Raw genomic sequence first — 18,321 nt, forward strand, 5'->3', positions numbered from 1 at the left:
AACGTCGGGAGGGCGTAGCCCGACCAGAGTTCCGTGCTTGTGCCGTTGGTATTTTTTGAAAGGGGTCAGCCGGCCTTTCGGGCGCGGCTTTGGGCGAGACGATAGCTCTGGCCATTCATTTCGAGAATGCTGACGTGGTGGGTCAGCCTGTCGAGAAGCGCGCCGGTGAGGCGTTCGGAGCCGAATGTCTCGGTCCATTCGTCAAAAGGCAGATTGCTGGTGATCAGGGTCGATCCGCGCTCGTAGCGTTGCGAGATCAGTTCGAACAGCAGCTCGGCGCCGGTCTTCGACAGCGGCACGAAGCCGAGTTCATCGATGATGAGCAGCTTGTATCCTGCCATCTGCTTCTGGAAGCGCAGCAGGCGGCGCTCGTCGCGGGCCTCCATCATCTCGCTGACCAGGGCCGCGGCGGTGGTGAAGCCGACGGACAGGCCCTTCTGGCAGGCGGCCAGACCAAGGCCGAGCGAGATGTGCGTCTTGCCCGTGCCACTGGGGCCGAGAGCAATAATGTTCTCGCGCCGCTCGATCCATTCGCACCGGGCCAGTTCCAGCACCTGCATCTTGTTGAGCTTCGGGATGGCCGTGAAGTCGAAGCTGTCCAGGCTTTTGACGGCCGGGAACCTGGCGGCCTTGATGCGCCGCTCGACCATCCGCCGTTCCCGGTCGATCAGTTCCAGTTCGACGAGCCGGGCGAGATATCGGACATGGTCCACGCCTTCCGCCGCACATTGCCGGGCCAGTTTCTGGTGTTCTCGCAGGAAGGTCGGCAGTTTCAGCGCCTTGAGGTGATGGGCAAGCAGGATTTCCGGGGCGTCGCTCATGCCACGCCCTCCGCATTGACAGACAGCAGCCGCATGTAGGAGCGGGCCTCGGTCTTCTCGACCGTTGCCCTGGGCAGGTAGGGATAGCAGTCCAGATCCAGCCGGGGTGGCCGGCGCTCCACCCGGCACAACAAGAGATGCTTCACCGCATCGAAGCCGATCGCCCCCATCTGCAGCGCCTGCCTCACGGCCGCATGCAGATCGGCCAGATCGAAGGTTTCCAGAAGCCGCAGGACCTGGACATATTCGCGTCGGCCGTGCCGGTTCATCCGTGCCTCCATCAGCCGGCGCAGGGTGGCGAACTCCTCTGGCAGGTCCCAGTCCTGCAATGGTGCCGCCTGATCCAACGCATTGATCTTCTGCTCGATCAGCGGAAGGTAATGGAGCGGGTCGAAGACGATCTCGTCGCGATCCCAGCACCGGGGATGGCGGGCGATCACTTCGCCCCGGCAGCCGATCACCACCTCATGGATATAGCCCCGGATCCAGACATCCTGATGGCCGTAGGCGACGGGCACCGAGTAATCGTTGGTCTTGTAGCGCACCAGCGATTGCGACGACACGCGGCCGGTCGCCTGATCGCAGGCATCAAAGGGCGCCGCCGGGAGCGGGCGCATCGCGGCGAGATCGCGCTGCAGTCGCTCGCCGATCGTTTCGCTCTCGCCGCGAAGGACATCGTGCTGACGCCGCTTGCAGCGCTCCTCCAGCCAGAGGTTGAATTCTTCCCAACTGGCGAACTCAGGCATCGGCACCATGAAGTTGCGGCGGCAATAGCCCACCAGGCCTTCGACATTGCCTTTGTCGTTCCCCTTGCCAGGGCGGCCATAGCGATCCCGGATCAGGTAATGCGACAGAAACCCGCTGAACAGCGCCGCCCGCTTGCGGGTGCCATCCGGCAGGATCTTCGCCACCAGGCAGCGGTCATTGTCGTAGACGATCGACTGCGGAACCGCCCCAAAAAAGGCAAAGGCATGGACATGACCGTCCACCCAGGCCTCGGCAACCGCCGCCGGATAGGCACGGACGTAGCAGGCGTCGCTATGCGGCAAGTCCAGCACGAAGAAATGCGCCTTCTGTTCGACACCTCCGATCCGAACCATTGCCTCGCCGAAGTCGGCCTGCGCGTGTCCTGGGGGATGCGCCAGCGGCACGAACACCTCCTGGCCCCGCCGCTCACGTTCCCGGATATAATCCTTGATGATCGTGTAGCCGCCGGTGAAACCGCATTCTTCGCGCAGACGGTCAAACACACGCTTCGCCGTATGCCGCTGCTTGCGCGGCATGGTCCGGTCCGCCTCCAGCCAACCCTCGATGATCGGGATGAACGGATCGAGCTTCGGGCGCCTGACCTCGGCCGTCCGCCGGTAGCCCGGAGGAACCGAGAACGTCATCATCTTTGCGACCGTGTCGCGCGATATGTTGAATGTCGTCGCCGCCTGACGCTGGCTCATACCAGCAGCACAGGCCTGACGAACCTTGAGATAGAGTTCCACGCTGTAGATCCTCCCATCCTCCCTGCAGCCGCAGAAAGGGAAAAGGTGGACGACTTTTACGCCGCCCGCAGCAGCACCATGCCGCCGCTAACGTGGACTAATTTCGCACCGCCATTCTCAGTCTCTTCGCAATCGCAGAGAAGGTCCGGTTTCCGCCCTGTTGAGGCGGTGAACCTGAGGCGCAGCTGATCCTTGTGCTGCAACAGCGAACGGCAGCTTGGTCCCGCACCGATACCATCTTGGCCGAGATTTGCTGCAGTGATATTCGAACGTCGGCTTCCAGGCATGCGGCCACGCAGCATCGGTCGCGGCCGACCGTCCGCTTAGGGCCGACTTCACCAAACGACGCAGCGTCTGTGACGGGTCGCGTCAAAGTAGCTCGGCAAACCCGCCGAGCTCGGCCGCTGTGGCGACTAGCCCGATCTGCGTCAGGGTGCCGAGATAATCCTCGACGCTATAAGGCGGGTTCCTCAGCCGGGCGCGCACCTTGCGGATGGAAGCACAGAACAGGCCGGGCGCGAGGTGCAGGTGGTTGACCAGGAATTCGTCCGGGTGCTGCACGTCGATGCCAAACGACGCCAGCGCCTCGGCCGGGAAGTCGGCCAGATTCTGGGTCACGATCACGTCGCAACGCCCGATGATGGCGGCAGCCAGCACATGCCGGTCATCGGCATCCGGTAGTTCCAGCGCCGGGATCAGTGCGTGGTAGCCCTCGACCAGGCTGTCGCGCGTAGCCCGGTCCATCAGGTCGCGGGTGCGTTCCAGCGCGGCGCGGTCCCGCCCCGGTTCGTTGCGCAGCAGCGCCTCGATCCATTCGCGATGGATGTCGGCCGTCCAGCGCGCCCTGAACAGATCGGTGACGGCCAGTTGCAACAACAGATCCCGCAGCGGCGCGGGATAGAGGACATTCGCATCCAGCAGAGCGGTGTAACGGCTCATGGGCGGCCGTAGCCCATATCCTGTTCCTGCGCCTCGCTGACAAGCTGGTCGAGCACGGCCTCGCGTTCGCGGTCGATGGCGGCCTTGTAGGCCATCACGTCTTCCATGCGGATGCGGCGATGCTTGCCGACCTTGCGGTGCGGGATCGCGCTTTCGTCCAGCAGCTTGATGAGGAATGGGCGCGAGACGTTCAGCACCTCGGCGGCCTGCACTGTGGTCAGTTCCGCGTTCTCGGGCATGAGGGTGACGCCGCGCCCGGCGGCCATTGCCTCCAGGATGTCCATCAGCAGGGCGACCGCCCCGGCAGGGAGTTCCAGCGGGCGTTCCTGTTCGGCATCGGTGACGCGCAGGGTCAGTGGCCGCTTCTGACGGGCATAGCGGGACAGAAGCTGGCCGGACACGCGCGCAATCGCGGCATCCTGCGCCGAGGGCGGAAGCTGTCGATGGGCTAGCATGGTCATGGGCAGGGCTCCTTTCCTGCCTCACTATATGGGATCAAGTGAAATAAATGCAACAGGCGAAGCCGCTGCTTGGGTGGCGTTGGATGCTTCGAGCGGCTGAAGCAGGTCTCGACCTGTATCGGGGCGGGGGCGGCCCTCGCCGAAAGGCGGGGCAGGGGCCAATCTGAGGCATCTGGGGACGACAAACAAGGTGGGCTGTCGAGAGAGAGTCCTGTGTTATCATGTTGTTGTAACGGACTAGCGGGGGACACGGCCAATTCTACGCTGCACTACGAAGCAGCCCTCTGGACCACGCCAAGGCCGACTGCTCAAGGAGGGCGCGATATGCCGAGAGGAGCCGCAATTTGAGATGGTTGCACGCCCCCGCAACCAGAAATCCTGCACTTTCTTCAACCTCCTGTTCGCAGGAGGTTTTTTGCTGTCCGCTCAACCGATCCGCATTCAGGCTCAGCGCCAGAATGCCCGCCAGATCGCCGTGAAGCGTCAGATCGAGCGCCATCCGCTTGCCCTTGGTGGGCACCGGGGTCGCCACGATCTTCTCGATCAGACCCCGGATTGCCTTGCGGGCTTCGGATTCGCGATCGGGCTCGGAAAGGGCGGTGATCATCGCCTGGATGCGGTCGTGGTAAGTGTCGGCCATCCTGGGGTGGAGCCGCACGGTCGTGTTCGGGACGGAGGTAGTGGCCAGTTCTCGTTCCAGCTGCTTCTGACGGGCCTCCAGCTGTTCCATCTTCGCCTTGATCCGCTCGGGCGGCAGGCCGGAGAGGAGCGCGTTGACCAGCGCATCCTGTTCCTTGATGAGTTTTGTCAGTTCCTTCTCCTTGACGGCCCGGTCATCGACATGGGCGGCGGCCAGGCGATTGCGCTCGGCGATATATTCCTCGGCGAAGACCTTCACCAGTTCCGGGTCCATCAGCCGCTCGGAGAGGATCGACAGGATCCGGCCCTCCAGCTCCTGGCGGGTGATGCCGGTGCGGTTGCTGCAGACCCAGGTGCCCTTGTTGCGGGAATTGCTGCAGCCGAAGCGGTCCTTGCCGATGGTCGAGAAGCCGCCGCCACAGCAGCCGCATTTGACCAGCCCGGTGAGCAGGAAGCGCGGCTTGCGTCGTTCCCAGGCCTCTCGGTCGGTCTGTTCGATCTTGCGGCCCTCCTGGCGGGTCTTCACCCGGTCCCAGAGCGCCTGATCGATGATGCGGAGTTCCGGCACATCGGTGATGATCCATTCGGATTCCGGGTTAGGGCGGGCCTGGCGCTTGCCGGTGGCGGGGTCCTTCACGAAGCTCTGCCGGTTCCAGACCAGGCGGCCGATATAGATCTCGTTGTTGAGCACGCCGGTGCCGCGTTTGGGATTGCCGTGAATGGTGGATTTGTCCCACTTGCCCGCGCGAGGGCCGGGAATGCCTTCGCGGTTCAGCTGGTCGGCGATGCGGTTCGGCGACATCCCATCGGCATAGGCGGTGAAGATCCGCCGCACGATGGCGGCTTCGTCCTCATTGATCTGTCGGTCGCCGCGCCTGACCTCGCCGTCCTCGCCCATGTGGCGCAGCACCGTATAGCCGAAGGCATTGCCGCCGCCGGACTTGCCTTTCTCGACACGGCCGCGCAGGCCCCGGCGGGTCTTGGCCGCCAGGTCCTTCAGGAACAGCGCGTTCATCGTGCCCTTGAGGCCGATATGCATCTCGTCGATGCGGCCCTCGGCCAGGGTCTCGATGGCGGTGCCGGCGAAGGTCAGGGTCTGGTAGAGCGCCGCGATATCGGCCTGGTTGCGGCTGAGGCGGTCGAGGGCTTCGGAGATCACGACGTCGAAGCGCCGCTCGCGGGCATCCTGCTGCAGGCGCTGGATGCCGGGGCGCATCAGCGAGGCGCCGGAGGTGGCGGCGTCCTCATAAGTGCCCACGATCTGCCAGCCGGCGCGGGCGGCGCGTTCGCGGCAGAGCCGGATCTGGTCCTCGATCGACGAGGCCGATTGCAGGTCGGAGGAATAGCGGGCGTAGATGACGGCGCGCAGGGTCATGGCAGGTTCTCCGCGGGGAGTGGCAGGTCAATCGTCAGGGGCGCCGCGTTCGGCGGCGTGATCGGCGCGGGCGGCATCGCGGGCCAAGGCGCGGATGAGGGCGAGCAACTGGTCGTGATGCTGCGCGGGTTGCCGATTCCCGGCAAGGGCTTTGTCGGCCGGAGGTGCCGACGGGACAGCCGCCGCCTGCGCGGCACCCTCCCTGTCGGCAATATCTCTCCGGTCTCGCGCCATGGGCCGAGTTGCTCCCTGCGCCGGAGGGCAGGGCCCGTCGGCGTTCGCTGATGATGATCCTGTGCGGGGATGAGCCCGCTGCTGCTCAGATGATCATAGGGCATGGGATAGGCTCTCTCAGGGTGAAGCACGGCTATCGGGTCTCATGAATGTGGATAACCAGCTGAAAATACGGAAATCTCAGTCTCGACAGGGGCAGAGCGCGGATGGCTGTCGTTCATGGGGCGCGCGGTGGCCGCATCCTGATAGCCGGAAGGGCTATAGCGGTGTGCAACGGAACATCGGGGGCGAATTATCCGGATTTTTGGAATGCGCGGGCGGGACCACGATACCCGCCAGCGCACCATGCCAAAGGACAGCGCTTTCCAGGCGCCGCTGTCCTTCTCGTTCCTTCTGCGTCCTTACCGAAACGTCGGATATATTGCGGGTCTTTTGATTTTTTTGTTCCTGTTCTTTGCGTTCTTTCTTTTTTATTCCGTGGGGAATGGAGTGGGCGGCGGGCAGGGCCCGCCGCTGGGAGTGCCGTTTTTGGTTTTTGGCTTTTTGATTGCTGCGGTGCCGCTTTCTTTTGTTTTGGTCTCTTCGTTTGTGAGGGAATTGGTTCGATGAAATGACGCGCGCCTCCGGCAGGCGCCACCCCGCTGAATTCTATTGCGGTTGCTGCGCAGGGTGCGCGTCATGAACTTCATCCGGTGCCGTATGGCGCACCCGCGCGAGCCAGTCCTCCGCCTCGGCCCTGTCCATGTCACGCGATGCCAGCAGGGCTTCGGCCATCTCGTCGAGCAGGGAACGATGGACGGTGAGGATCTCAGTGGCACGCTTTTCCGCAGCCTCCAGTTCGCGGCGGACAAGGAACAGCACGTCGGAGTCCAGCGCCAGCAGTGTGTCGGGATCTGCGGTCCAGACCGGACCCTGGGCCCCGAGTCCAAACCGCGTCTGGATCGATGTGGCGATCATCGTCGCATGGGCGAGGTCGGAATCCGCGCTGCCGCCGGCACCGGCAGAGACATCGCCGAGGACCAGGCGCTCGGCGGCGCGTCCGGCCAGCAATTGCACCAGACGATCCTGCATATCCTTGAGGACACCATGTTTGGCATCTGCGTCGAAAACCGTGCCGCCTCCGCCGTCGCGGCCCAGGAAAATGCGGCGCACCGGGCCGAGGCGAAGCGCGGCGCAGGCGATGGCGTGACCGCATTCGTGCAGGGCGACGCGGCTGTCGATCTCGGGATCATGGGTGATGCGGAAGACCTGGCGCAGATCGTCGAGGGTCAGGGCGCGCTTTTGCTCCCGCGCCATCGCCCGCGTCTGCCGGATGACGGCATCGACATCTGCCGCCGAGCAGCCGACGGCACGCGCGGCGAGATCGCGCAGATCGGTCTCGCGCCAGTCCGGCAGGCAATGGCGGAAGACGCTGAACAGACCCTCGGCGTCCGGCAGCGGCAGGGCGACCTTCATGTCGAACCGTCCTGGCCGCATCACGGCGGGGTCGATCAGGTCCGGAAGATTGCAGGTGCCGACAACGATCACGCCCTCTTCCCGGGCGATACTGTCCATCTCGGCCAAAAAGGCATTGATGACCTGCGTGCGGTAGGACCTGTTGTGCTGATCGCGATCTTCGCGCGAGCCGACGGCATCGATCTCGTCGATGATCAGCACGGTTGGGGCTTTGGACCGCGCCTCGGCAAAGGTCCGGCGCATCTCGCGCAGCATGTCGCCCAAGTGCCCCGCCGCCTGCCACTGGCCGAAGGTTCCGCTCACGACGCTGAACCCCGCCGAATTGCCCATCGCGCGGGCGATCCACGATTTGCCGGTGCCGGGCGGGCCGTAGAGCAGGAGCGTCCGGGTCAGGTCCTGCCAGCCGACCTCGCCGGTTTTCCATGCGCGCAGGTCGCGCACGATCTGGCGCGCCGCGCGTAGTGCCGGACTGTCGCCATGGATATCCTCGAGCCAGGGGCCGTCAGCCGCGGCGCGTGGCGCCTGGGCCGTGAGGGCTGCGATCCGTTCGGCGACCGCCTTCGCGGTCGGCGCACGCATGGCCAGACCAAGGGCCAGTGGCTCCAGGTCAGACAGCACGGCATCGTCCGGCAGGGCGGCGCGCACCGCGGTCTCGTCGACCCGGCCGGTGGCGCTGTGCGTGGCGCGCAGGGCGGTGATCAGGATCTCCGCCGACAGAGGCGCAAAGGCCCGTCGCTGGACTGGCGGGTGGCGCAGCACCTCCGGGGCTGTCGCCACATCCGGCAGCAGGATCAGGATCGGGACCCGCATGTCGATCGCCGTGGCGAGTTCCGCCGCAAACCCGCGTCCGGCGTGCTCGGAGATCTTGCCGTTCATAAGCTCCGGGCCCAGCACCAGCAGATAAGGCTTGTCGCGAGGCAGCCGGCCCATGGACATGGCCAGTGACCAGCCGGTCGGCAACACATGCGGCAGCAGCTTCTTGAGCGCATCGATCAGGTTGCCGGGAATGCCTTCGATCACGGTGATCGCGCCCGGCACCAGCATCGCGTCGCGGTCCTCGAGGCTGCCGATACTGGCGGCAAGGCGCAGCAGCGGGAACAGCTTGTTCGCCGGCAGGCGGATGCGGGGCTGCGACGCGCCATTGCTTGCGGTGGCGGCGGGATCGCCTCCGGCTTCCGCAATGGCGTCGTGTTCTTCGGGCGAGACGTTCTGCGCGGCGGGGCTGGTGTTCAGGGCATCAAGCGCGGCGGATCCCGGAGGCGACGGTGCGGCTTCCAGCAGTTCGGGCAGGTCCATGTCTTCCGGGTCGAGCGCCGGATCCCAGGACGGGGTCAGCCTCTCGGCCAGATCGGCCCGCAGGCGGTGGATGGCATGACGGGCCAGGGAAGCCCAGGGCGCGGGATGACGGGTTCCGGAATTGGGGTCAGGATTGCTGGACGGGGTGGAGATTGTCTGGGTCATGGCGGGATTCCGGGTATGAGAGGGGAGGGCCATCCGGCTCTCCGGATGGCAGCGGGGCAGGTCGCAGAGGGTGGTGCGATCCCGACGGCCGGGATGCGGTGGGCGGCGGGTCGGGGCGGGCGGGGGATCCGGAAACCGCGATGGTTCGGAGGTGTCGAAGCTGTTTGGATCCGGAGTCCGGGATGCGGATTGCCGGAGACGGCTTCCCGCTGCCTGGTTCTGGCAGAACTCCGGATCATGGGTATTGGCCCATGACCCAGATGCCCACTGTCCGGAAACCGTTATCCGGCCAAGCCCCAATGTCGGACCAGGATCGGGAGGCGACCACGCCACGCGGCGGCACGGTCCTGCAGCATGGCTTCCGGATTCCGGGTCACGGCCTCGTCGGGCGTGTGGGCCTCTGGATCAGAGTGCGGCGTTTCCGGATTGTTGCCCCCTGCGATCTGACCCTGGTCGGACAAGCCATTCGGAGTCCGGATGCATGCGCCTGCGGCGACCTCGGTCTCGATCCGGTCGAGGGTCTTTTGAAGGATGGCGAGAGCTTCCGGACGATAGATCTCGGACACCACGTTCATGATGTCCGCGTATTCCGGATTGGGAACCACGGCTTCCGGATAGAGACGGCGAAGTTCCGCGTGGGCGGCTTTTTCCCTCGCGCAGGCATCGTGGCCGGTCGGCATGGCGACGACCCGGCCAACCTCGACCTCAGCATCTTTGGGAAGCCCAAGCTGATGTTTGTGTCTCTTTAGGGGATGCGACGAATATCCCAGCTTGAGATAGTGCCTCCTGGTTCCCGGGTGACGGATGTCGAGCAGGTAGATGTAGGACGGTTTGGCCGTCCAGCTTTGCCCGCAGCCGGCGCAGTCGCACTGGCCCCATTGCAGATTGGCGCGAGCGATGCGCTGCTCATGCCCGCAACTGTGGCGGTAAAGCCGATAGTTGGGATTGCCCTGCGGATCGCGGCCGAGGCGCATCCAGCCGAAACGCAGCGCTTCGGCTTCCTCGCGATGAACAAGGCAGGTCTCGCAGCGCGGTGCAACTTCGCCGGATGCGACACGTTCAACGAAACTGAACTGTCGCCGAACTTCGTGGTCGCAGGGCAGGAGGTAGCGGCCGTAATGGCGGTGATCCGGATCCCGGCCGAGCCACGTCAGGCCAGCGGCGAGGGCGGTCTCGCGCCAGCGCGCCTCGATGCAATGCGGGCACAGGGGCTGAGCATTCATCACCACAAAATGGCGCGCCACATGGACCCCGCCGCAGGTCTGGCAGCGCAGCGCGACATGCAGACGGTCGCGGACGCGGGCGATCAGGTCGAAGCCTTTGGCGCGGGCGGCCTCGGCCCAGTGGGCATGCATCTTGCCCGGATAGATGACGAGCGGAAGGTCGGAGACCGAAAGCAGATGGTGGAGGGCGTGAGAAGGCAGGATGGTCGTGGACATAGGAAGTCCTCCCGAAAACAGGATGAGAAGATGAAGCCAGACCTCGGGCGCACGCAGGACGTGCGACCAGGAGCCGGTGGCGGAAGAAATGGGACAGGTGCGCGGCTATGGCTGCCCATCTGTGATGGGCACCCAAGTCGTCAGATATGTGCGGCGATCAGGCTGCGGGCGCCAGCATGAGATTGGGCGCGTCGGGTTCGATAGCGGGATCCTCCGCCTCGACCATCCCCGTGAAATCGGACAAGGTCGCAAGGACGCGCAGATGCTGCTGGAAGGCCGCAACCATCAGGTCGGCGCGCCGTGCAACGGGGCTATCGCCGGCACAGCGGAACAAGTGCGGGAAGCGGTCGGGCAGGGCGAGAATATCGCGGACCTGCTCGGGGCAGTCGCTCTCGATCAGCAGCTGCGCCAGGTTGGCATAGCGCTGGAGAGGCAGATCCTCGTGGCGCCGGTTCGGTGCTTTGCGCAGCGCGCTGATCCCGTCGAGCACCCGCGCCCGGGACTGTTCGGCATCGCGGATCCACGCGTCGCAGGCCGGGTCCCAGCTATCGCAGTGCTCAAGGTCCCGCTCAGCTTCGATGTAGGCGGAAAGATCGCGCGTCACGGCACCGAATTGGATGGTGACAGGCGTCGGACGAAACGAAGGCGCCGCTTCCGAAAGGCACAGCGGAATGGTAGGCGTTTGAACAGCCATGAGTGATCTCCTGAGGATCAGTTGTGGTTAGGGCCAGGCAAGGGGGTAGGAGCCCTTGCCTGTGCCCGAATTATATGACACCATTAAACCGAAAATCAAGTAATAGATTCGGAAAAATGGAAAAAAAACGCGGACGCCCTCCTGTGGATTCGGAGGCGATCAATCTTCGGCTTCCTCGTGAGCTTATAGAAGCCCTAGATAACCGCCGCCGGCTTGAGCCGGACCTGCCTACGCGGCCGGAGATGATCCGACGGGCACTGGTCCAGTGGCTGGAGATGACGGACCCGGAACGCTGACGGGACCGGGAACACTGCGCACGGTTGATGATTGCCGAAGAGAGTAAGCTGACCTGCCGTCGCGTCCAGAGAGGGTGCGGCGCGTGATGGCGGAAAGGCTGGCGTTTCGTTTAACATCTGCCATCACAGTTGGATCTTCAGAGCAGGCTCCGAATGGCGTGTTCTTTGGAACAGTCACCCAGTGTGACCCCGACGATGGGCCGAAATCTTCCCAATACGAAACTTGTCTGCCGACCTTGTCCGGGCCTCCCCTGCGCGTCAGGACTTGGGAGGGAGGGCGGCCTTCTCCTCCAAGTCCTCCAACCCTGTGGTAGGGACATAGCCATCGTCATTCGTCCCTCGGCAAGCGAGACCGCCGGGGCCAGGATCAGCTGTCAGATCGTCGGACTGTTCCGTGCGAGCCCGGCCTTCGACAGCCAGTATTCCCGCCCCCGCGACGGGTCGATCCGCGGCGATCTGCGCTGTTGCAGCGACCGCGCCTCACCGCCGGCGATCAGAATCCCGAGCTGGTGTAATTGCCGTGCTGCGGTCCGGGGCAGGAGGGGACGCACGATCTGGGCAAATACCTCGGAGGAAATCACCAGGCGCTCGGCATCATGCCAGCCCGCATGGGCGTGGACAGAGAAGGTCTCACCGGAATCGACATCGGCAAAGCTGTCCTGATGCTCCTTGAAGTAGGTCATCAGCCGCTCGGAAATCTCGGTCTGAGGCGGGGGCATCAGCGCGCGACGCTGCTCCAGCCACAGGCTGGCGACCTCCATGATCGCGGTCCGGACCTCCTGCGCTTGCCAGGGCACGATCTGCCAGTGACAGGCGAGCTGGCCCGCCACGGAGACGGCCGCAAATCGCCCGATGACCCGCCGTTCCGGCCCGTCGGGCGATTGGGAAAAGCTTGCCGAAAGCCGTTTCAGGATGTCGGCGAGCACCGCATTGTAGAGAGTCTTCAGGCGACCCGTGCCGGATCTGACCTGCTCCGCCACCAGCCGCTCGATAAAGCGCGGGCCGGCATGACCATGATGCTGACCACATTCCGCCTTCAGGGCATCTGCGAAGGCGGCAGGGTCCGGGTATTCGTGCAGATGCGCAAAACCGCCGTGCTGCCAGGACGTGGCGGGGATGTCGGCAAGGCGGGTGGTCAAGCCCTCCGGAATGGTCAACCGGGACTGCGTGTAGATCTCCGGCAGCGGGGCTTCGGCGGTCGTCAGGATCATCGTCTGCCAGGCCCGCGGGTCCAGATCGTCGAGTGAGACGTTGCTGCGCTTCTTGCCGACCCCATTCGCGAGCATATAGAGGACAGAGGTGAGTTCGCGGGCCACGGTGGACTCCCGCGTCGGGATCTCGTCGATCGCCAGCAACCCGTCCCTGGCGCGATGCGCCGCGGTCTCGAAAGCGGTTGTGCTGGCATGCCAGCTCATCAGTTTCCCAGGTGCGCCGTAAACGCTCCGCGCGACGTGGAGAACCGTGGTCTTGCCCGAGCTCGTCCGGCCGAAGATGCCAAAACCGCCCCCTGCGAGACCAAGAAGCGCGAGCAACGGCGCGGCGAGCGCGACGCAGATCGCGAAGATGAGGAGGGGGTTGTGGCGCGCGAGGCGGGCCAGGCCATCATGCCAACCCTGGAACGATCCCGCCTGATCGACAGCCGTCTCGCCGCCGAGCGCGATGATGGGCCGGTCTTCTGTGCATTGATCACCGCTGAAGATCCTGCCTTGCGGGGTCACACAGCCGATCTGTCCCTCGGCATGGATCCAGCCCGGCTGCTCGGCCAACAGCCCATGTCTGTCGGGAACCCATTGCCGCAGGAGATGCACGAGCTGCGCCGGGCTGCCGGGGATCATCAGACCCAGTTCGGCGAGATGGGCGGCCACTGGTCCGGGGGCGCTCATCAGCTGCGTGGCGGTGATCACCGTCCGGCGACGGGTGCCGCTGGCATTGAAGAACTCGATCAAGATGGCCGAGGCGTTCTCCTGCTGATTGGTGAGGCTCATGGCAACACGCAACGGACCGCAGAGCGGCTGGACGCCATGGGACTTCACGAGGCAGATCATCCTGGCCTGATCATCATAGAGATAGCCGACCGGCAGGCCGGTGATATCGGTCCGGACATGCTCTTCTTCGCTCCAGCGGTAGCCGCGGTTCTCGTCGTTCTCGGGATCGGCAGCAACAGGGCATGCGGGTTCGGGCGCGGAATTGCGCGAGGTCATGGGACGTCTCCGGCAATGGAAAGGGATGCCCCGATTGTGATGGATCGGGCGAGCCCTGTCAGCGGAATGCTTTGCGTAATCCACAAAAATCGACGGAGGACGCGCGCTGATCAGGGGCGGATCGGATTTGGAGAGGGCAGATCATGTTGGACAGTTGGGCAGGCGGACGGGTGAGATCGCGAAAATACCGTGGTTTCGGTCAGGGCACGCAGCAACCGTCCAATTGTCCGACTGTCCAAGTGACATGGCTCAAGCCACGCTTTGGGCGAGGCTCTCCAGCATGCTGCTCGGCATCATCATGGCCACGTCTTGCCGGCATTGGTCCAGCAGTTTGGTGACGGAGGCCCTGCGTCTCATGATAGCGCGCCTAGGCAGCGGCATGCTGGCGGCGACGGATTGCTGTGGCGTGATCCCCCACAGGGGTGGCTTGGCAATCCGACAACGAGACGCATATTGCGGTTGAAAGCCAAGGCTCGCGATCTCTAACCTGCCGCCCGAATACGACGGTCGAAGAATCGAGGGGTGACCATGGAACGACGCAGGCTTTGGGAGAACGGGCCAGAGGTCAGCGCAATCGGCTACGGGGCGATGTCGTTCTCGGATATGTATGGCCCTACGAACGAGGCCGAGAGTCACGCCATCCTCGACGCCTGCCGGGACTTGGGCGTCATCTATCTGGACACCGCCAATATCTATGGAATGGGCAAATCGGAAAGCGCCATCGGAACCTACCTGAGGGCCAATCCAGGCGTGCGGGACGAATTCGTGATCGCGACCAAGGCGTCGATCGGAACAGATGCCGAGGGCAAGCGGGTTTTCGACAATTCCGCCGCGCATCTTGAGACCGAACTGGACAAGTCGCTGAAACGGCTGGGAGTGGACTGTGTGGATCTGTTTTATGCCCATCGCCGCGCGCCGGGCTTCCCGCCCGAGGAACTGGCGGGCAATCTCGGGCGGCTGGTCGAGAAGGGCAAGGCCAAGGCGATCGGGCTTTCGGAGATTGCGCCCTCGACGCTGCGGCTGGCGATGAATGCCTTCCCGGTGGCGGCGGTGCAGTCAGAATATTCGCTCTTGAGTCGGGCGCCGGATCTTGGGCTTGTGCAGGCCTGCGCGGAACTGGGCGTAGCCATGGTGGCCTTTTCGCCCGTCGGGCGGTCAATGCTGACCGACAATCCGATCCCGCGCGAACGGCTGGTGAATCTGCCCTTCATGCGCGCAAACCCGCGCTTCATGGAACCGAACCTGACTGAGAACCTGCGGATAATGCAGGGGTTCCGGGCTTTGGCGGCCGAGATGGGAACCAGCGCCGCAGCACTGGCCAATGCCTGGCTGTTGACTCGGGGGCCGCATGTGCTTCCGATCCCGGGCACCCGATCGGTCGCGCATCTGCGCGAATGCGTGGCCGGGGCAGAGCTGAACCTGTCGCAGACAGATTTGGACCGGATCGACGCGGTGCTGCCGGTCGGATGGGCCTGCGGCGACCGATATTCCGACGAACAGTGGTATGGGCCGGAACGCTATTGCTGACACGTCCGGTTAGATGGCTGCAACCCCGAGCGGGCGGGCCATGTCAAAGGAACCTGTCCTCATTATGCTCCAAGGAACAGATCGATCTCCAGGGTAGAAGACAGGGAAGCTGGGCCGGAGAAGTGATAGGGTCGGCGAAACACCACGCTAACGGCTTCATGTCGGCTGGCCTGACGGTGAAACTGCTAGGCGATGTGGGGCTGCTCGTTCCCAGTGGTTTGCAGAGATGGTATTAGTATCGCCTGCCCCGCTGTGTCGATCCGGCAGGGCGCGGGTCTATCGGCTCGACAGGCAAAGGATCGAAGGCGGATAGTCGTGCAGGCTGCACCCTGCCGGGAGAGCAGACGTTTATCGTGGCGATTTCCGAGCCGCCACAGACAGGCTTTTCGGCGTAAGCGCGACGCTGATCCCCTCCTGCCGCTGGTGATCTGAACGGGCCAATCTCCGTGCGCATGAAGGTCGGAGGTGTTGGCTTGGAACGAGACGGCAAAATGGGCGGCCATTTGGACGGTTTCTCGGATGGTGGGGTTTCGCGGCTGGAAGTGATCGAGGGGCCGACCGGGCGTCAGCGACGCACGAAGGCGGAGCGGGCGCGGATTGCGGCGGAGAGCTTGGTGCCGGGAGCGTCGGTGACCGATGTCGCGCGGCGGCACGGGACGACGCGCTGGCAGGTTTATGACTGGCGGAAGAAGCTACGGGACGGACAGCTTGTCGTGCCCGAGAGCGTGGCGGCACTGCCGATGTTTGCAGAACTGGTCGTCGAGGGCGCCGCAGCGGAGATGCCGGCAGAGACGGAGGCCAGCACCGGCGTGGAGATCGTTGTGGGTGATGTCGTGATCCGCGTCGGCGCAGATACCGATGAGGTTCTGCTTACGCGGTCGATCCGGGCGGCGCGGGCGTCGAGGTCATGATGCTCGGTCAGGGCGGGCCGGTGAAGGTTTATGTGGCGATGCGCCCGGTGGACTTCCGCAAGGGGATCGACGGGCTTGCGCTGGCGGTTCAGGAGATGTTCGGGCTCGACCCGTTCAGCGGGGCGGTCTTCGTGTTCCGGGCCAAGCGTGCGGAGCGCATCAAGCTCCTGGTCTGGGATCAGACCGGAATGGTGCTGGTTCACAAGCGCCTCGAAGGTGGCAAGTTTGTCTGGCCGCAGGTGCGGGACGGGGTGATGCGGATGTCCTCGGCGCAGCTGGCGGCGCTGTTCGAGGGGTTGGACTGGAGACTGGTAAGACCCGAGCGGGTGCGCCGCCCGCTGGTTGCAGGGTAAGTGCGTCCGATGCACTGGAGGCCCTGTTTTTACTGGCCAGAACAGCATCAGCATGATTCACTTCGAGGCATGGATGCCGACACTCTCAGCCGCGAGAACGCTCATTTGAAGGCCCGCCTCGCGGAGGTTGAGGCAGCGCTCGCGGAGGTGCAGGAGGCCAACCGCCGGCTGGAGGGTATCCTGCGCGCCTCGCAGCGCGAGCGCTTTGGCAAGAGTTCCGAGAAGTTGTCACCCGACCAGTTCAATTTGCCGCTCGAGGACGCCGAACTGGCCCAGGGCGTGCTTGAGGCCGCACAGGAGAAGACTGAAGCCGCGCTGCAACGGGCGCGAGGGGAAGAACCTCGCAAGCCCGCGCGCAACCGTGGGCATCTGCCGGCGCATCTGCCCCGGGTCGAGCGCGTGATCGAGCCCGCCAGCACCCTTTGCCCCTGCGGTTGTGGTGAGATGGCCCGGATCGGGGAAGACATCTCCGAGCGTCTCGACGTGATCCCGGCGCAGTTCCAGGTTCTGGTGACGTGCCGCCCCAGATATGCCTGTCGCCGCTGCTCGCAGGCCGTAGTGCAGACGCATGCCCCCGAGCATGTCGTGCCGGGCGGCCTGCCCACCGAGCGGCTGATCGCATGGATCATCGTCTCCAAGTTCGGCGACCACCTTCCATTTTACCGCCAGGCGGGGATCTTCGAGCGACAGGGACTCCACCTCGACCGCGGCACACTCGGCAATTGGGTCGGCCGCGCCTGCTTCCACCTGATGCCCGTGATCGACCACATGAAGGCCAATCTGCGCGCCGCCGACCGGATCTTCGTCGACGAGACCCGCGCGCCGATTCTGGATCCGGGCCGGAAGGCCACCAAGAGCGGCTACTTCTGGGCCGTCGTATCCGACGATCGCGGGCATGGTGGTGCCGGACCGCCCATCGTGCTGTTCCACTACGCTCCCGGTCGGGGACGGGAACATCCGCTTAGGTTCCTGGCCGGATACCGCGGCCGGTTCCTGCAATGCGACGCCTACCAATCCTACAACGCGCTGACCGAGATCACGCGCGATGAGGGGCCGTGGCAGCTGGTCTATTGCTGGACCCACGTCCGCCGCCGCTTCGTCAAGCGCTTCGAGAGCGACGGCTCGCCCATCGCCGAGGAGATGCTGCGCCGGATCGCGGTCCTATACGGGGTCGAGAAGGCCGTCCGCGGCAAGGATCCTGCCACCCGGCTGACTGCCCGGCGCGAGCATTCCGCCCCCATAATCGCCGCGCTGAAACCCTGGCTCGAGGCCCAGCTCTCCCGCATCCCGCAGAAATCCCAGCTCGCCGAGGACATCCGCTACACCCTCGCACACTGGCCGGGCCTGATCCGCTTCCTCGACGATGGCACGCTGGAGCTCGACACCAACCCGGTCGAGAACCAGATCCGCCCCATCGCCCTGACCCGCAAGAACGCCCTCTTCGCGGGCAACGAGAACGGAGCCGAAAACTGGGCCATGCTCGCCTCGCTCGTCGCAACCTGCAAGCTGTCCGGCGTGAACCCCGTCGACTACCTCGCCGATACCCTCCGGGCCATCCTCGACGGACACCCCAGATCCCGCATCGAGGACCTCATGCCCTGGTGCTACGTCCAGACGTCAAGCCTCGCTGCATAGGGCCACGTCGTCGCGCTTACTTTTCGGCATCATTCGGTGTCGGAATAAAAACCGTCTGTCTGCTCTCATTTCCTCGAGGGGAGAGGGCATCCGGTCATGCCCTTTCAAGCATCGCCCCCGCCTAGCGGGCCTCACAAACGGAGCAGGCGTATTTTACAAGCTCGATAATATGGGGCGAGGGGCGTTTGGCCATGTTATCGGGCAGTCGAGCCTGCGTTCAAGCGGGGTGACAAGAAAGTCTCCAAGATCGACGAGGACATGGACGCTCCCCTCCGTAGCGGTGCTTCAACGCCCGCCACAGTTGCACACCGATGCCGCCGAAGGGCGTCCACCCCATCGGTTACAGAGCAGTGCTCTCCAAGACGTCTCCGACATGCAGGGGATCCG

At 64.5% G+C, this 18,321-nt stretch carries 15 protein-coding genes; 6 read left to right on the forward strand and 9 right to left on the reverse strand.

The features are described from left to right. Positions 1-65: 65 nt before the first annotated feature. The 5 genes from istB to E3U25_RS01460 all read right to left on the reverse strand — a co-directional run bounded on the left by istB (position 66) and on the right by E3U25_RS01460 (position 5,728). A complete protein-coding gene (istB, locus tag E3U25_RS01440) occupies positions 66-821 on the reverse strand; it encodes an IS21-like element ISPve1 family helper ATPase IstB (protein ID WP_116220987.1) in 756 nt (251 codons plus the stop codon). After that, a complete protein-coding gene (gene istA, locus E3U25_RS01445) occupies positions 818-2,314 on the reverse strand; it encodes an IS21-like element ISPve1 family transposase (RefSeq protein WP_116220988.1) in 1,497 nt (498 codons plus the stop codon). Before istA ends, istB begins: the two co-directional genes overlap by 4 nt. 369 nt (positions 2,315-2,683) lie before the next feature. Further along, complete coding sequence (locus E3U25_RS01450) at positions 2,684-3,253, reverse strand: PIN domain-containing protein (RefSeq protein ID WP_116221565.1); 570 nt, start codon at positions 3,251-3,253, stop codon at positions 2,684-2,686. Further along, on the reverse strand, positions 3,250-3,714 hold the full coding sequence (locus tag E3U25_RS01455) for an excisionase family DNA-binding protein (protein ID WP_116221566.1): 465 nt from the start codon (positions 3,712-3,714) through the stop codon (positions 3,250-3,252). The genes E3U25_RS01450 and E3U25_RS01455 overlap by 4 nt, the downstream gene beginning before the upstream one ends. A 259-nt stretch (positions 3,715-3,973) precedes the next feature. Further along, complete coding sequence (locus tag E3U25_RS01460) at positions 3,974-5,728, reverse strand: recombinase family protein (RefSeq protein WP_116221567.1); 1,755 nt, start codon at positions 5,726-5,728, stop codon at positions 3,974-3,976. A gap of 543 nt (positions 5,729-6,271) precedes the next feature. Between E3U25_RS01460 and E3U25_RS01465 the strand changes: the two genes are divergently transcribed. Continuing rightward, positions 6,272-6,571, forward strand: a complete 300-nt coding sequence (locus E3U25_RS01465; protein WP_116221568.1) for a hypothetical protein — start codon at positions 6,272-6,274, stop codon at positions 6,569-6,571. A 39-nt stretch (positions 6,572-6,610) separates the two neighbouring features. Here E3U25_RS01465 and E3U25_RS01470 read toward each other — a convergent pair whose 3' ends face one another. The 3 genes from E3U25_RS01470 to E3U25_RS01480 form a co-directional block, all read right to left on the reverse strand. Next, on the reverse strand, positions 6,611-8,878 hold the full coding sequence (locus tag E3U25_RS01470) for an AAA family ATPase (protein ID WP_244295071.1): 2,268 nt from the start codon (positions 8,876-8,878) through the stop codon (positions 6,611-6,613). 281 nt (positions 8,879-9,159) lie between these two features. Then, on the reverse strand, positions 9,160-10,317 hold the full coding sequence (locus E3U25_RS01475; RefSeq protein ID WP_116221570.1) for a hypothetical protein: 1,158 nt from the start codon (positions 10,315-10,317) through the stop codon (positions 9,160-9,162). Positions 10,318-10,474: 157 nt separating this feature from the next. Next, the gene (locus tag E3U25_RS01480; protein ID WP_166435465.1) at positions 10,475-11,011 is read right to left on the reverse strand and encodes a hypothetical protein; all 537 of its coding nucleotides are present in this window, start codon (positions 11,009-11,011) and stop codon (positions 10,475-10,477) included. 116 nt (positions 11,012-11,127) lie between these two features. On the opposite strand from E3U25_RS01480, the gene E3U25_RS01485 reads away from it, so the two are divergent. After that, entirely contained in the window at positions 11,128-11,307 is a 180-nt protein-coding gene (locus E3U25_RS01485) for a ribbon-helix-helix protein, CopG family (RefSeq protein ID WP_116221572.1), read from the forward strand. Positions 11,308-11,681: 374 nt separating this feature from the next. Here the strand turns inward: E3U25_RS01485 and E3U25_RS01490 are convergent, their stop codons facing one another. After that, complete coding sequence (locus tag E3U25_RS01490) at positions 11,682-13,508, reverse strand: DUF927 domain-containing protein (RefSeq protein WP_244295074.1); 1,827 nt, start codon at positions 13,506-13,508, stop codon at positions 11,682-11,684. A gap of 528 nt (positions 13,509-14,036) precedes the next feature. On the opposite strand from E3U25_RS01490, the gene E3U25_RS01495 reads away from it, so the two are divergent. From E3U25_RS01495 to tnpC, 4 genes are all read left to right on the forward strand, one after another. Beyond that, entirely contained in the window at positions 14,037-15,035 is a 999-nt protein-coding gene (locus E3U25_RS01495) for an aldo/keto reductase (protein WP_116221573.1), read from the forward strand. A gap of 473 nt (positions 15,036-15,508) precedes the next feature. Then, the gene (gene tnpA, locus E3U25_RS01500) at positions 15,509-15,946 is read left to right on the forward strand and encodes an IS66-like element accessory protein TnpA (RefSeq protein WP_244295007.1); all 438 of its coding nucleotides are present in this window, start codon (positions 15,509-15,511) and stop codon (positions 15,944-15,946) included. Next, positions 15,943-16,299: an IS66 family insertion sequence element accessory protein TnpB gene (gene tnpB, locus E3U25_RS01505; RefSeq protein WP_425355721.1), complete on the forward strand. Its 357-nt coding sequence runs from the start codon at positions 15,943-15,945 to the stop codon at positions 16,297-16,299. The genes tnpA and tnpB overlap by 4 nt, the downstream gene beginning before the upstream one ends. Positions 16,300-16,368: 69 nt before the next feature. Next, positions 16,369-17,934 (forward strand): IS66 family transposase, encoded by a 1,566-nt coding sequence (gene tnpC, locus E3U25_RS01510; RefSeq protein ID WP_116221375.1) that lies wholly within the window; start codon positions 16,369-16,371, stop codon positions 17,932-17,934. Positions 17,935-18,321: the final 387 nt, after the last annotated feature.

Origin of the sequence: Paracoccus versutus (assembly GCF_029909795.1) — a bacterium.
Lineage (GTDB): Bacteria > Pseudomonadota > Alphaproteobacteria > Rhodobacterales > Rhodobacteraceae > Paracoccus > Paracoccus versutus.

Excerpts from the sequence above, each read along its gene's own strand:
- istB (WP_116220987.1), bottom strand. The coding sequence starts at position 821 with ATGAGCGACGCCCCGGAAATCCTGCTTGCCCATCACCTCAAGGCGCTG.
- E3U25_RS01450 (WP_116221565.1), bottom strand. The coding sequence starts at position 3,253 with ATGAGCCGTTACACCGCTCTGCTGGATGCGAATGTCCTCTATCCCGCG.
- E3U25_RS01455 (WP_116221566.1), bottom strand. The coding sequence starts at position 3,714 with ATGACCATGCTAGCCCATCGACAGCTTCCGCCCTCGGCGCAGGATGCC.
- E3U25_RS01460 (WP_116221567.1), bottom strand. The coding sequence starts at position 5,728 with ATGACCCTGCGCGCCGTCATCTACGCCCGCTATTCCTCCGACCTGCAA.
- E3U25_RS01465 (WP_116221568.1), top strand. The coding sequence starts at position 6,272 with ATGCGCGGGCGGGACCACGATACCCGCCAGCGCACCATGCCAAAGGAC.
- E3U25_RS01470 (WP_244295071.1), bottom strand. The coding sequence starts at position 8,878 with ATGACCCAGACAATCTCCACCCCGTCCAGCAATCCTGACCCCAATTCC.
- E3U25_RS01475 (WP_116221570.1), bottom strand. The coding sequence starts at position 10,317 with ATGTCCACGACCATCCTGCCTTCTCACGCCCTCCACCATCTGCTTTCG.
- E3U25_RS01480 (WP_166435465.1), bottom strand. The coding sequence starts at position 11,011 with ATGGCTGTTCAAACGCCTACCATTCCGCTGTGCCTTTCGGAAGCGGCG.
- E3U25_RS01485 (WP_116221572.1), top strand. The coding sequence starts at position 11,128 with ATGGAAAAAAAACGCGGACGCCCTCCTGTGGATTCGGAGGCGATCAAT.
- E3U25_RS01490 (WP_244295074.1), bottom strand. The coding sequence starts at position 13,508 with ATGACCTCGCGCAATTCCGCGCCCGAACCCGCATGCCCTGTTGCTGCC.
- E3U25_RS01495 (WP_116221573.1), top strand. The coding sequence starts at position 14,037 with ATGGAACGACGCAGGCTTTGGGAGAACGGGCCAGAGGTCAGCGCAATC.
- tnpB (WP_425355721.1), top strand. The coding sequence starts at position 15,943 with ATGATGCTCGGTCAGGGCGGGCCGGTGAAGGTTTATGTGGCGATGCGC.
- tnpC (WP_116221375.1), top strand. The coding sequence starts at position 16,369 with ATGGATGCCGACACTCTCAGCCGCGAGAACGCTCATTTGAAGGCCCGC.